This window comes from Halomonas sp. ISL-56 (genome assembly GCF_018612805.1).
In the GTDB taxonomy this organism is placed as follows: Bacteria; Pseudomonadota; Gammaproteobacteria; order Pseudomonadales; family Halomonadaceae; genus Vreelandella.
In genome coordinates this window covers 36,115-49,344 of record NZ_JAGGRO010000001.1, presented here as the reverse complement: position 1 = coordinate 49,344, position 13,230 = coordinate 36,115, and the positions used below count along the sequence as shown (strand labels likewise).

15 protein-coding genes and 1 pseudogene are annotated in these 13,230 nt (G+C 52.8%); 13 read left to right on the top strand and 3 right to left on the bottom strand.

Going from position 1 to position 13,230, the window contains the following annotated elements:
* Positions 1-25: 25 nt before the first annotated feature.
* The 5 genes from J7J49_RS00250 to J7J49_RS00230 all read left to right on the top strand — a co-directional run bounded on the left by J7J49_RS00250 (position 26) and on the right by J7J49_RS00230 (position 3,647).
* Positions 26-727 (top strand): glutathione S-transferase family protein, encoded by a 702-nt coding sequence (locus J7J49_RS00250; protein WP_215089243.1) that lies wholly within the window; start codon positions 26-28, stop codon positions 725-727.
* A 70-nt stretch (positions 728-797) separates the two neighbouring features.
* Positions 798-1,337, top strand: a complete 540-nt coding sequence (locus J7J49_RS00245; RefSeq protein ID WP_064234608.1) for a YaeQ family protein — start codon at positions 798-800, stop codon at positions 1,335-1,337.
* Between the two features lie 250 nt (positions 1,338-1,587).
* Positions 1,588-2,577 carry a lipid A deacylase LpxR family protein gene (locus tag J7J49_RS00240; protein WP_215089242.1) on the top strand — a complete coding sequence of 330 codons (990 nt, stop codon included), beginning with the start codon at positions 1,588-1,590 and terminating at the stop codon, positions 2,575-2,577.
* 149 nt (positions 2,578-2,726) lie between these two features.
* The gene (locus J7J49_RS00235; RefSeq protein WP_215089240.1) at positions 2,727-3,260 is read left to right on the top strand and encodes a DUF421 domain-containing protein; all 534 of its coding nucleotides are present in this window, start codon (positions 2,727-2,729) and stop codon (positions 3,258-3,260) included.
* A gap of 72 nt (positions 3,261-3,332) precedes the next feature.
* Entirely contained in the window at positions 3,333-3,647 is a 315-nt protein-coding gene (locus J7J49_RS00230; RefSeq protein ID WP_064234611.1) for a DUF6693 family protein, read from the top strand.
* 123 nt (positions 3,648-3,770) lie between these two features.
* On the opposite strand, the gene yghU is transcribed toward J7J49_RS00230, so the two are convergent.
* Positions 3,771-4,643 carry a glutathione-dependent disulfide-bond oxidoreductase gene (gene yghU / locus J7J49_RS00225; RefSeq protein ID WP_215089238.1) on the bottom strand — a complete coding sequence of 291 codons (873 nt, stop codon included), beginning with the start codon at positions 4,641-4,643 and terminating at the stop codon, positions 3,771-3,773.
* Positions 4,644-4,752: 109 nt separating this feature from the next.
* On the opposite strand from yghU, the gene J7J49_RS00220 reads away from it, so the two are divergent.
* A complete protein-coding gene (locus tag J7J49_RS00220) occupies positions 4,753-5,448 on the top strand; it encodes an aspartate/glutamate racemase family protein (protein ID WP_215089236.1) in 696 nt (231 codons plus the stop codon).
* 13 nt (positions 5,449-5,461) lie between these two features.
* Here J7J49_RS00220 and J7J49_RS00215 read toward each other — a convergent pair whose 3' ends face one another.
* Complete coding sequence (locus J7J49_RS00215) at positions 5,462-5,896, bottom strand: organic hydroperoxide resistance protein (protein WP_064234614.1); 435 nt, start codon at positions 5,894-5,896, stop codon at positions 5,462-5,464.
* Positions 5,897-6,015: 119 nt separating this feature from the next.
* Positions 6,016-6,459 carry a MarR family winged helix-turn-helix transcriptional regulator gene (locus J7J49_RS00210; RefSeq protein ID WP_064234615.1) on the bottom strand — a complete coding sequence of 148 codons (444 nt, stop codon included), beginning with the start codon at positions 6,457-6,459 and terminating at the stop codon, positions 6,016-6,018.
* A 236-nt stretch (positions 6,460-6,695) separates the two neighbouring features.
* Between J7J49_RS00210 and J7J49_RS00205 the strand changes: the two genes are divergently transcribed.
* The 7 genes and pseudogenes from J7J49_RS00205 (at position 6,696) to J7J49_RS00175 (ending at position 13,229) form a co-directional block, all read left to right on the top strand.
* Positions 6,696-7,769, top strand: a complete 1,074-nt coding sequence (locus J7J49_RS00205) for a TRAP transporter substrate-binding protein (protein ID WP_215089234.1) — start codon at positions 6,696-6,698, stop codon at positions 7,767-7,769.
* A 73-nt stretch (positions 7,770-7,842) separates the two neighbouring features.
* Positions 7,843-8,448, top strand: a complete 606-nt coding sequence (locus J7J49_RS00200) for a TRAP transporter small permease (RefSeq protein WP_064234617.1) — start codon at positions 7,843-7,845, stop codon at positions 8,446-8,448.
* Positions 8,449-8,450: 2 nt separating this feature from the next.
* On the top strand, positions 8,451-9,731 hold the full coding sequence (locus J7J49_RS00195) for a TRAP transporter large permease (RefSeq protein WP_064234618.1): 1,281 nt from the start codon (positions 8,451-8,453) through the stop codon (positions 9,729-9,731).
* Positions 9,732-9,746: 15 nt separating this feature from the next.
* Complete coding sequence (locus J7J49_RS00190; protein ID WP_121499388.1) at positions 9,747-10,274, top strand: gluconokinase; 528 nt, start codon at positions 9,747-9,749, stop codon at positions 10,272-10,274.
* Between the two features lie 103 nt (positions 10,275-10,377).
* On the top strand, positions 10,378-11,373 hold the full coding sequence (gene gntR, locus J7J49_RS00185; protein WP_064234619.1) for a gluconate operon transcriptional repressor GntR: 996 nt from the start codon (positions 10,378-10,380) through the stop codon (positions 11,371-11,373).
* A gap of 71 nt (positions 11,374-11,444) precedes the next feature.
* The gene (locus J7J49_RS00180; RefSeq protein ID WP_215089386.1) at positions 11,445-12,293 is read left to right on the top strand and encodes an MOSC domain-containing protein; all 849 of its coding nucleotides are present in this window, start codon (positions 11,445-11,447) and stop codon (positions 12,291-12,293) included.
* 147 nt (positions 12,294-12,440) lie between these two features.
* Positions 12,441-13,229 (top strand): annotated as a pseudogene (locus J7J49_RS00175) (MotA/TolQ/ExbB proton channel family protein).
* Position 13,230: the final 1 nt, after the last annotated feature.

Below are 13,230 nucleotides of genomic sequence, written 5' to 3'. Positions count from 1 at the left end.
TGTATCTTCTTATAAGGAGCGCTGCATGTTTGATCTGTATATTGCCAACAAGAATTACTCGTCCTGGTCACTGCGCCCTTGGGTGCTGATGAAGGCGCTGGAGATTCCGTTTAAAGAACATCTAATGCCCTTTGAAGGGGGCACTGGTGCAAGCCATGATACCTTTACTCGTTTTTCTCCCTCGGGCTTAGTGCCCTGCTTGGTAGATGTGGCAGGCGCAGGTGAGCTGGCCGTGTGGGACTCCCTGGCGATTGTCGAGTATCTGGCCGAGCAACACGCCAACGTTTGGCCAAGTGATAAGACTGCCCGTGCCTGGGCACGCTCAGCCACTGCCGAAATGCACAGCGGTTTCGGTACGCTGCGCGACGAATGTCCGATGAACTGCGGTATGCGGGTAGCACTGAATAGCTTATCGGCCAAACTCAAAGCCGATGTGGCTCGCTTGGATGCACTATGGCAGCAGGGACTTGAACGTTTTGGCGGGCCTTTTTTAGCCGGCGAGCGCTTCACTGCGGTCGATGCCTTTTATGCCCCTGTTGCGTTTCGCGTACAAACATTCAACTTACCGCTCAGTGACGCTTCCCAAGCGTATGTTGAACACTTATTAGCGCTACCTGCCATGCAAGCGTGGTATCAAGCCGCGCTTGAGGAACCATGGCGCGAGTCCATGCATGAAGCTGATACGCTGAAAAATGGCAAAGCAACGGCGGATTACCGTCAACCTTAACCTACTTGGCAAATCCACCAGAGATACCCTGCATCGGGTACACTGACGCAAATTTCGTTTGGAAACGTCCATGGCTCTTAGCGCAACGCCCTACAAAGTTGATATTAACCTGACCGATCTGGATCGCGGGGTGTATGAAACGCTTCGTTTCACCGTGGCTCGCCACCCATCAGAGACCGAAGAGCGCATGACCGCGCGCTTACTGGCTTATGTGCTGTGGTATAGCGAAACGCTGGCCTTCGGGCGTGGGCTTTCCGATGTAGACGAACCGGCACTGTGGGAGAAAAGCCTGGATGGGCGTTTGCTGCACTGGATTGAAGTAGGTCTGCCGGATGCCGAGCGCATCACCTGGTGCTCACGGCGGGCTGAACGTGTCTCGCTGCTTGCCTACGGACGGGTCGATATGTGGGAAAGCAAAGTACTGCCCAATGTGGCATCGCTGAAAAATGTCCATGTGGCAGGGTTACCCCAGGAGGCGCTCGCGACCATTGCTAAAGACCTGCCAAGGGCGATTAATTGGGCGGTAATGATCAGCGAAGGGTCGCTATTTATTACCGATGAAAACGGCCAACATGAAATTACCCCGCAGTGGCTGCTACGTGACAGATAGTGGTTTAACTTGATCATTAGCCTACAAACTTTCGTCTAGTCGACTACGCTATAAATCTAAGCAATCAACACCATAAGGGTGGCCTATGAGCCATCCTTAATTTTTAGTATCTCAGCCTTTTTGTGTAGAAGTTTGCAAAAGTATGCTTGCTATCTTTTTGCACAATTACATACAATCAACAATGTTTGTTGATGCTCATCAAAAAGCAGCCTCCAAAAACACTCCCTAGAAAAATCTCAAGGAACGAGTCATGAAAGCAATTACCCCTATACGATGGCAACTACTCCCGCTGGTGGCTGTAGTAAGCCTGCTGTCTACGCTGGCGCAGGCCAACGACAGTGTCCTCTCGATTAAGCACGCAAATGATGGGATGGCCAGCAGTGACGATGGTCACTTTACCAGCGGTTTTGAGCTTAATTGGGCGTTTGAACCTGAAGCGCAAAACTGGACACAGCGCTTGGCAACTGCTTTGCCTGACAGCATTATCGGCAGCGCAGATATGGCCGCTTTTCGGCTGGTACATCAGATTTATACGCCCAACAATATTGAGCAGCGTGGGTTGATTGAAGACGATCGCCCCTATGCAGGGATTGTTTACGGGGGTATGTCGCTCTACGAAGATGTGCCGATGGGACACTGGCGCCAAGCAACTGATCTGCACCTGGATATTGGGTTGGTAGGGCCGTCGTCACTTGCCGATAGTATTCAACGCGAAGTGCATCGCATCACCGAAAGTGACCGACCCAACGGGTGGAATAATCAGCTTGGCGATGAAGCGATCGTCAACGTCGCGATGCGGCGCCAGTGGTGGCATAGCTCCCCATTGATCGGCAAACAGTTTGCCCATGGCCCTAGCGTCAGCGCTGCTTTGGGCAACCTCTACACCTACGCAAGCGCTGGGTATAGCGTTCGCTGGGGCGATGAGGCGCCAGGCATACCTACGCTGACACCCAACCCCGGTAGCCGCTACCATATGACCGCTAAAGAAGGCTGGCAGTGGTACCTGTTTGCCAGTGTAGAGGGCTACTATATGGCGCAGAACCTAACGCTTGATGGCAATACATTTAGAAATAGCCACTCGGTTGACCGTAAAGAGTGGGTAGGTGACGTCTCCGCGGGACTGGCGCTGGCCTGGGAAGATTGGCAGGTCACTTACGCCGTAGTGCAGCGCTCACGCGAATTTGATGGGCAAGAAGAGCAGGATAAGTTTGGCTCTATCGCGCTATCCAAGCGCTTCTAACGCCTTAACGGTAGCGAATGCCCAACTAGTTCCTAGGCAGAGTGGCGGGATTCAATACCCTCCTAGCGTATACAACAGACTCAGGGCTGCTAGCCTAAGCAGAGGAGTGTGATGTTCATATACCAATCGGCGTTTAGGAGAAAGGCTCAATGGAACTGGTTTTTTTCAATAGCTGGGGCAGTTTATTACGCATTGTGATTGTTGGGCTACTGGCATACGCAATGCTCGTTCTTTTTCTGCGCCTGTCAGGCAATCGAACGCTTTCGAAAATGAATGCCTTCGACTTAATCGTTACGGTCGCACTGGGTTCCACGCTAGCAACTGTATTGTTATCTAAAGATGTTGCCTTGGTGGATGGAGCGGTTGCTTTAGCACTGCTGATCTCTCTTCAGTTTGCGATTACGTGGACAAGCGTTCGATTTCTTTGGGTTCGTCGATTCGTCACTGGCGAACCGCTGATGTTGCTCTATCAGGGGGAGTTTCTATTAACGTCTTTGCGTCAAGCGCGGGTAACCCAAGACGAAGTTCTCTCGGCCATTCGCAGTAGTGGGCTGAGTGACGTGACCGCAGTAGAAGCGGTGGTGTTAGAAACCGATGGTTCGTTAAGTGTCGTCAAGCGTCAGGCAGAGAGCCGTCATTCGAGCCTAGAGGGCGTTCGTGGGGAGCATCGTTCAGACCCCTAAATAATCCGCCATTCGCGTTTGAGGTCGGCGGTGTTACTCTATGCTGCTTTCCACGCATGCTAAGGGCAATTTGTGAAAATCAAAGCGGATCTCTCTATTCTAGATATTATTGGCCATCTGATTATTTGGGTGGTATTGAGCATTATTACCTTGGGTATAGCGCTATTTTTCTTCCCCTACTCATTTTCACGGTTTGTTATTAACCGTACCTCGGTCGTTGACACTGCTGGCGTAGAGCGAAAAATGATTTGCGATATAAATCTGTTCAGCAATATCGGCCATATCATTCTATGGATGCTGATTTCGCTGGTTACCTTTGGTTTAGGGTATATTTTCTACTTCTATCGGGTTTGGAACTACGCTTTGAATAACTCGCGCTTTGAATAATTCGCGCGTTGAATAACTCACGGGTTGAATAGCGTTTAAGCGTGCAAACCTGTATTTAGCATACCTTAGGGCCTACGTTGAGAGATCAAGCGTAGGCCCTTTTTTGATGGCTATTTACTCAGATCACTCACTATCAGTTAGTTTGTCCTGCGTTTTGAGCTCGAAGTCGCTGGCGTCATGACGCTCGTGCAACTGCTCATGAGGTTCGCCAAAGCTGCGGTTGACCATGCGGCCGCGTTTAACGGCGGGGCGTTCGTCAATCTCTTCGGTCCAACGCAGAACGTTCTTGTAGGTGTGTGCCTCTAGGAATTCGGCTGCTTCATAAACGCGGTTTTTCACCAACGCGCCGTACCAGGGGTGAATCGCCATATCGGCAATGGTGTACTCATCCCCCGCCATAAAGCGGTTCTCGGCTAGGTGGCGGTCAAGTACATCAAGCTGGCGCTTTACTTCCATGGTGTAGCGGTCAATCGGGTACTGGTATTTCTCCGGCGCGTAGGCGTAAAAATGGCCAAAGCCACCGCCTAGCATCGGTGCGCTACCCATTTGCCAGAACAGCCAGGAGAGGCACTCGGTGCGTTTCACCGGGTCGCTGGGTAAGAAAGCGTTAAATTTTTCAGCCAAATAGAGCAGGATGGCGCCAGACTCAAATACCCGTTGAGGCGGATTAGTGGAGTGATCCATTAGCGCGGGGATTTTGGAGTTGGGGTTCACCTCGACAAAGCCGCTGCTGAACTGATCGCCTTCACCAATTTGAATCAAGTAAGCGTCGTACTCGGCACCTGTTACACCTTTCTCCAGCAGCTCTTCCAACATCACGGTGACCTTGACGCCGTTGGGGGTAGCCAACGAGTAAAGCTGCAGCGGGTGTTTACCCACCGGCAGTGCCTTGTCATAGGTAGGGCCGGCGATGGGGCGATTGATATTGGCAAATTTACCGCCGTTACCCGGTTCCCATTGCCAAACGTTCGGGGGCGTATAGGTGTTGTCGCTCATGCGTATCCTCGCTATAAATAGGTTATCGGTGATGTGGTGGCTCATATCATAGGCGGATGGCTGTTAGCCTGATAATAAAGTAGTCCATTTTCCCTAAATGAGGTGGCGGATGCGTGTAATTGGTGTGCTAGGCGGTATGAGCTGGGAGTCGACCCAGGGCTACTACCGGGCGTTAAACGAGGGCGTCAAAGCAGCGCTAGGCGGTTTGCATTCAGCTAAAATCGCGATGATTAGCGTGGACTTTGCCGAAATCGAGGCACTGCAGCAACAGGGTGACTGGAACGCGGCCGGGGATCTGCTGGCCAGTGCCGCCCAAAGCGTTGAGCGCGCGGGTGCCGACTGCCTGCTGATTGCCACTAATACGATGCATAAGGTCGCGCCCGCTGTCGCCAAGGCTATCACGATTCCATTGCTACATATTGCCGATGCCACTGCCGAGCAGTTACAGACCGACGGCATTACTCGCGTCGGGCTATTGGGTACGCGCTTTACCATGGAGCAGGACTTTTATATCGGCCGCTTAGAAGAGCAGTTTGGTATTGAGGTCGTCGTGCCGGATCAGCCTGAGCGCGATGTCGTTCATCAGATTATTTACCAGGAACTCTGCCAGGGCCGAATCGAAGATGACTCGCGGCAGCGCTATTTGGCCATCATTGATTCACTGCATGCCCAAGGCGCTCAGGCGGTAATTTTAGGCTGTACCGAAATCGCCATGCTGGTGAGCCAGCGCGATACCCCGGTGCCGCTTTACGACACCACCGCTCTGCATGCGCAGAAAGCGGTGGCGTGGGCGCTAAGTGATTAATCTAGCTAACAGCTTAGACCAATGTCAGAGTGACGTTGATATTGCCACGGGTAGCGTTGGAGTAGGGGCAGACCACATGGGCTTTATCAACCAACTGCTGGGCAACGTCTTGCTCAAGGCCGGGCAGGCTGATTTTTAGCTCAACTTCGATACCAAAGCCTGTCGGAATGGCGCCGATACCCACATGTCCATCAATCTTCGTATCCTGGGGAAGTGTTACTTTTTCCTGGCTCGCCACGTGCTTTAGTGCGCCTAAAAAGCAGGCTGAGTAGCCTGCGGCAAAGAGTTGCTCAGGATTGGTGCCATCACCGCCTGCACCGCCCAGCTCTTTAGGCGTGCTGAGCTTGACATTCAGCGCGCCGTCGGATGATTTGGCCTGTCCTTCACGGCCGCCGGTAGCGGTGGCGTGAGCACGATAAACAACGTTCTCAATAGTCGTCGTAGACATTCTGTATCTCCTGTTAACGTTAATAATTATGATCCTACGCTTTTAATTTAGCGCAGCTTTATTTTGCGCGCAATATAAATTGCAAATAAATCTACTGCCTTTCACCAGAAAGCGAATGACTACTGGTTTTTTTGCAGGCTATCGCGTAGCTGCACCAAATCCTCTTTCAACGTGGTCAGTGCCTCAATCGACTGCTCGCTGGCATGCACTACACAGCTAGGAATATGGTACGCCTGTTCGCGCAATGCTTTGCCTTTGTCGGTGAGATAAAGCTCAACCACACGTTCGTCTTCATGGCTGCGTTTGCGATTTAACAACTGATCGGCTTCAAGACGCTTTAGCAGCGGCGTCAGTGAGCCAGGATCAGTTAGTAGACGCTTACTCATAGTGCCAACTGTGATGCCATCGTTTTGCCACAATACCAACATGGCAAGGTATTGCGGGTAAGTAAGCCCCAGCTCTTTGAGTAGGGGCTTATAAACTTTGGTCATCATCAACGAGGTTGAATAGAGCGCAAAGCAAAGCTGGTGATCAAGCTCTAATTCGCTACAAGATGGTTGCACAAGTATGGGTTCCGATCCGAAATACGTAGCCTAATGTAGCGCGGGAAGCAGTAAGTGGCTATCCCTAGACGTTGGTCGTAAGTTGGCAGTTTTGTTTTGACACGCCCAGGGGAGGTGGCTAGCCTTCGCCTACTGAATGTTACCGGTAACAAGTTGCCGGTCTTTAAGTTCTCTATAACAGCAGTTCGCTACAAACAACAATTCGCTACAAACAATGAGTATTTGGAGATAACGCTATGACCACTATTTGGCGCAACACACTGACCTTCGTTGGCGCGACCACGCTGACATTGGGTATGGCTCATGCTCAGAGCCCTGAGCTCTCTGATCCGCCTGAGATCGAAGGCGAGGTCGTTGGTGATCATGGTTCGCATACTTTGCGAATGGGTATTGGCCTTGCGGAAAGTTCGCCTCAATTCCTCTCCAGCAAATACTTTGGTGAGATTCTGGAACAGCGCACCGACGGTCGTATCAAGGTTAACGTTTTTCCTAACAGCCAGTTAGGTGACGATGTGCAGATGCTGGAAATGCTGCAAACCGGCACGCTGGACATGACCTATCCGTCTAGCTCCGCGACCACGGGTTACGTTGAAGAGCTGGCCGCCTTTGACCTGCCTTTCCTGCTGCCTAGTCGTGAAGCCGCCGTAGCCGTTATGCAGAGCGATGTGGCTCAGGGCATGCTGGACGCCTTTGAAGGTACCGGCCTGAAGGCGCTCGCCTTCTCTGAAAATGGCTATCGTCAGCTTTCTAACAGCGCACGCCCGGTGGCTAGCCCTGACGACGTTGCCGGACTTGATGTGCGTGGTTTAAGCGTACGCACGATGGAAAACCCGGTGCACTTGGCAATTTGGGAAGCGTTAGGTGCCAACCCAACGCCAATGGCGTTTGGTGAATTGTTCTCTGCCATGGAGCAGGGCGTTGTTGATGGCCAGGAAAACCCTTGGAGCACCATCCTGACCTCTAATTTTAACGAAGTACAGGATTACGGCACTGAGACGCGTCACGTCTATACTCCCTTTATCATGATGCTTTCCGAGCGTACCTGGGATCGTATGGCGCCAGAGTATCAAGCACTTGTGCAGGAGGCCGCGCGCCAGTCCGCAGAGTACGAAATTCAGCTCTCTGCTGAATACGATGATTGGTCTCGCGACCAGCTAGCCGAGCGGGGTATGGACATTACCCGCCTGGACGAAGAGCAACTAGCCGCGTTTCAAGACGCCGTTCAACCGGTATACGAAGAGTGGGCGCCGCGCATTGGTGAAGATTTGATCGCCGAGATTCAAAAGATAGTTGAAGAGAGCAGCAACTAAACCTTACGTTTAGCGCACGACTGGGGGCAGGCCACATAGGCCTGCCCGACGCGTCAGTGCCCTTGGAGCTCCTATGTCACTCTCCTCTACACCCCCCAGCTCATCTCCTTCTAGCCCCACGCCGATAGAAGATCCATCGGTGTATCTGGACGACCCCAACCGCAAACTGCTGGAAATTGATACCGATACCCGCCAAGGCCCAGCGTTGTTTCGCTGGCTGACGTTAGGCATGGAGTATCTGATCGGCGCTATTTTAGTGGCGTTGATTGTGTCAGTTTCCTGCAATGTGGTGGGGCGTGCGCTATTTAATTACTCGCTGCCCTGGGCAGATGAGCTAGCGCGTATGCTGTTTATATGGCTGGTGTTTATCGGCGCTGCTGCAGCTTTTACGCGCTACGAGCATATTGCCGTTGACGCCCTGGTGCGGCGTCTGCCGCTGCGTTGGGCGCATATGCTATATCTGCTGCAGCATCTGATTATTACCGGCTTGATGGTGGTAATGATTTGGGGCGGCTACCAAGTGCTGTCGCGTTCAAGTGGGCGCTCAGCGATTATGGGCGTGCCGCTGAGTTTTATCAGCCTTTCGCTGGTGCTGTGCGTTATCTTTATTGCGGCGGTTTCGATATGGCGGATGTGGGTCAGCCTGAACGTTATTCGCCACCCTGAGCGGGAGCGCTAATCATGCTATGGATTTTTCTGGCTATTTTATTGGCCTCCATCATTATTGGGCTGCCGATTGCCTTTGGTTTAGGCGTGGCAGCGTTGGTGATGGCGGTACTCTCTGATATTCCACTGTCGATCATGATCGAACAGTCTATTCGTGGGGTGAACAGCTTTCCGCTGCTGGCGATTCCGTTCTTTATTTTAGTTGGCGAGGTGATGAGTAATGGCGGCATTGCGCGTCGTTTGATGGAACTGGCGGCCGCCTTGGTCGGCTTTATGCGCGGCGGGTTGGGACAGGTCGCGATTACCGGTTCGATGTTCTTTGGCGGTATCAGTGGCTCTGCAGTGGCTGATACGGCCGCCACCGGCGCGATGATGATTCCCTCGATGAAAGAGCAGGGCTACACGGCGGCCAATGCCACCGCGATTAATACCGTTTCGTCGGTGATCGGTATCATTATTCCTCCCTCCATTCCGCTGATTCTGTTCGGCATTGTCACTGAAACCTCCATTAGCCGCCTGTTTATCGCCGGTATTATCCCCGGCCTGTTGATTGGCTTTGCCCTCATGGTGACCACCTATATTCTTGCTAAAAAGGATGGTGGTGGCGTGCAACAGTTCCGCTGGGACCGTCTCTGGAGAGCCTTTAAAGATGCCTGGCTGGCGCTAGTGCTTCCAGTCATTGTGATTGGCGGTATTATTTTTGGCGTGTTTACCGCAACCGAAGCGGCCGTTGCGGCCCTGCTCTATGCGCTGGCTATTTCGCTAGTGGTCTATCGCGAATTCAAGCTTAAAGAGCTGATCGGTATGCTGATTCGCACTGCCCGATTGACCGGTATGGTGATGATGCTGCTGGCGTTCGCGACGGTGATTGCTTGGTTTCTTACCATCAATATGGTGCCGCAGACCCTGGTCAGTCAGGTACAGGCGATCACCCAGGATCCGTTTATGCTGCTGCTGATTGTGGCAACGTTGCTGCTTTTGGTGGGTTTCGTAATGGACTTGACCCCGGCGATGGTGATCATGGCGCCTATGCTTGCGCCCATCGTGACGTCGGTAGGGGTGGACGCGGCTTACTTCGGTGTTCTGATGGCATATGTATTAGGTATTGGGCTATTAACGCCGCCAGTGGGCACTTGCCTCTACGTGGGCTGCGGTGTGGGTAAAGTCTCCATGGAGTCGCTGGTCAAAGCAATGTTGCCTTACTATGTGGCGCTTTTGGTAGTGCTAGTGATCCTGATTGCTTTCCCCGGTATCGTCACTTGGCTGCCTGATCTCACTGCCGTACGCGGCAATTAATATAGGAGAGCCTCTGTGAAGAACCTCTCACAGCGTATTTTAGTGATGGGCGTATCTGGTTGTGGGAAGTCGCATATTGGTCAGCAGTTGGCGGATACCCTGGGCTCGACCTTTATTGACGGTGATGATCATCACTCACCGGCCAACGTGGCCAAAATGGCCAGCGGTACGCCGCTCAACGACGATGACCGGCGTGAGTGGCTGGATACCTTGGCGGCTCTGTTCGCCGAGTATCGAGCAAGAGAGACGTCCCTGGTGATTGCCTGCTCAGGGTTAAAAAAACGTTACCGTGATCGTCTGCGGCAAGGCGATCCAGCGCTGCATATCCTCTATTTGGAGGGCAGTCGGGAGCTACTGCTTGAACGGCTTGAAACCCGTGCAGGCCATTTCTTCAAAGGCGATACCATGTTGGCCAGTCAACTGGCCGACCTGGAGCCGCCCAGTGAAGAGGAGGCCTTCACTGCTTCGATCGCCTTATCGCCCCAAGAGATCGTTACCCAATTTGCTGCTACGCTGCCGGCGCCCAGCGGCTCACCCATTTAGAGGAAAATGCGCGAAAGAGATGTAAATGAAAGAAAGAATGGGCATTGTGGCCGCCCCTTGTGGGTAGGCCTCAATGCTATACCTTGTATAAGGCAGTTACTTTTTGAAGAAAAAACGCCCCACCCTACAGGATATTGCTGATCACGTAGGGGCTACCAAAATGACGGTAAGCCGCTGCCTGCGTGACCCTGAAACGGTCTCGGAAGGCCTGCGTGAACGCATCTTCTCGATTGCCGAACAGATTGGTTATATTCCCAATCGTGCACCGGATTTGCTCTCCCGAGCGACCAGCCACTCCATAGGGGTGCTGGTACCATCGCTCACTAACCAAGTATTCGCCGACGTGATCCTTGGTATCGAAAAGCTAACGGAACCAGCGGGCTATCACCTGATGCTTTCTCACTATGGCTATAGCCCCGAGCTTGAAGAGCGCAGCTTGGCCTCGTTGCTCTCCTACAACGTTGACGGGGTGATTTTGTCAGACCGTGACCATACCCCGCGCAGCCTGCGTATGCTGGAAACAGCCGGCATCCCGATTGTGGAAATCATGGATACTCACCGCCCTCCGCTGCAGCAGGTGGTGGGCTACGATAACGTTCAAGCCGCGTATGACATGGTGAGTGAGATGATCAAGCGCGGGCGGCGCCAAGTGATTTACCTGGCGGTGCGCTTGGATGAACGTACCCGCCAACGTGAGCATGGCTATCGCCAAGCCATGCAAGAGCACGACTTAACACCTGTTACGCTACAAAGCACTCAGCGCTCTTCTTACAGCGTGGGGGCGGCACTGCTGCAACAGGTGGTCGCTGATTACCCTGCAGCGGATGGTCTATTTTGCACCAACGATGATGTAGCGGTAGGCGCCTATTTCGAGTGTCTGCGGCGGGGGATTGACGTGCCTGGGCGGATGGCTCTAGCTGGCTTTCACGGCCACGATGTAGGCCAGGTGATGACCCCCCGGCTTGCCAGCGTGGTAACCCCGCGCCAAGCGATTGGTGAAGTGGCAGCGAAGGAATTGCTGGCGCGAATTCGTGGCGAGTCGCTGACCCGCCAAGTAGTTGATTTGGGCTATCGTATTGAAACAGGCATGACACTATAAGGTTCGTTTTCGAGTAGCCGCCAAGGCTGGGAGTGGCTAAAGTAGCCTTTTTCATTTGTCGCGAGGCCGCCGTGGAGATTACTCAACTCAACATCTACCCTGTTAAATCCTTACAAGGTATCAGCGTTAATCACAGCAAGCTGCAAGAGCATGGGTTAGCCTGGGATCGCCGCTGGATGCTGGTGGATGCACAGCAGCGTTTTGTTACCCAGCGCCAACTCCCGGCGCTCGCCACCGTTGAAGTTGCGCTGACCGACGAATACTTGGTGCTGTCGCATTCCAATGTCGCGCCGTTGAACGTGCCGCTGGCCGAGCCAGAGGGAAATTTGCGCCTAGTTAGCGTATGGAATGACCACTGCAAGGCGCTGCCGGAGAGCGAAGAAGTATCGCGCTGGCTGCTCGCCGCCCTGGGCGAGCAAGCCCAGGGGCTTAGCATGGTTCGCTTTGCCAACGAGTTTACCCGAGCCGTTGAAGAGGATTTTCTGAACGGCGGGTCAGCGCATACCTACTTCTCCGATGGTTATCCTTTTTTGATCACCACCACGGGCTCATTAGATGCCCTTAATCAGGCCTTGATAGCGAAGGGGCAGGCACCTATCCCCATGAACCGCTTTCGGCCTAATATCGTGGTAAAGAGCGATGAAGCATGGGCTGAAGACCGCTGGGCTACCCTGACCGAGGCGAGCGGTACTTTTCAACTGGCACTGCGTAAGCCCTGTAAGCGCTGCAAAATCACCACCATTGATCAGCATACAGCGGCAGTGCCTGCCCCTGCAGAGCCGCTGAAAACGTTGATTGAGCTCAATACACAGCCCACCCATAAGGGCGCGCACTTTGGCCAAAACGCCACGCTGCTCAAAGGCGCAAATAGCGTTATTAATGTGGGGGATAAACTGTCGGTAACAGCCCGCAGCGTCTAGATCGCCCACATGCCTATCGTTGAAGGTATGTTGTTTTTAATTAGTCAAGATGGGAGGTGTCATTAATTTAACGTTGACGCTTTTATAGGGAGTCTCTAGTGTCTTTGTTATTAGCATAATAGTTTTTTTACTCCGTGGGGAAGCGCTGTGGATCTCGCAACATTGATTGGCTTAGTAGGGGCTGCTGTATTAGTGGGCGCCGCTGTGATTATGGGCACCTCGCCAGAGGTGTTCATGAACCCTACGGGGCTGCTGCTTGTGGTGGGGGGGAGCCTATTTGTTGTATTGGCTAAGTTTAGTATTACGTAATTCAAGTTCGTCTTTAAAGCAGCGGCACGAGCTTTTAAGTTTCAACTGCCAAGTATTCAAGAGAGTATTGACGAGCTGGTCGAGTTGTCAAAAGTGGCGCGTCGAGAAGGTATGATCGCTCTTGAAAGCCGTGAAGTTAGTTCGCCATTTTTGCAGAAGGGGCTGCAAATGCTGGCCGACGGCTACAGTGTCGAGATGATAAGAGACATGATGGAAAAGGAGCGTCTGCTTACGTTAGAGCGTAATCAGGCGGGAGGGCAGGTATTTTCAGCGCTCGGTGAGGTGTCTCCTGCCATGGGCATGATTGGTACCTTGGTTGGTTTGGTGCAAATGCTTTCCAACATGGGCGACCCGTCACTCATTGGCCCTGCTATGGCTGTTGCTCTATTGACTACTTTGTACGGTGCGATGATTGCAACGATGATCGCGAGTCCTATCGCAGATAAGCTTTGGGTACGCATGAATCAAGAAGCCAAAATGCAGGAGCTGTGGATTGACGCAGTACTGGCCATTAAAAGCGATAAGAACCCGCGTGTCCTGGAGCAGATGTTGACAATATATCTGCCGCCAGAGCATCGCAGCGCGGCTGAAGCAGAAGCAAGCAATACCGCAGGCGAGCAGACGTAAA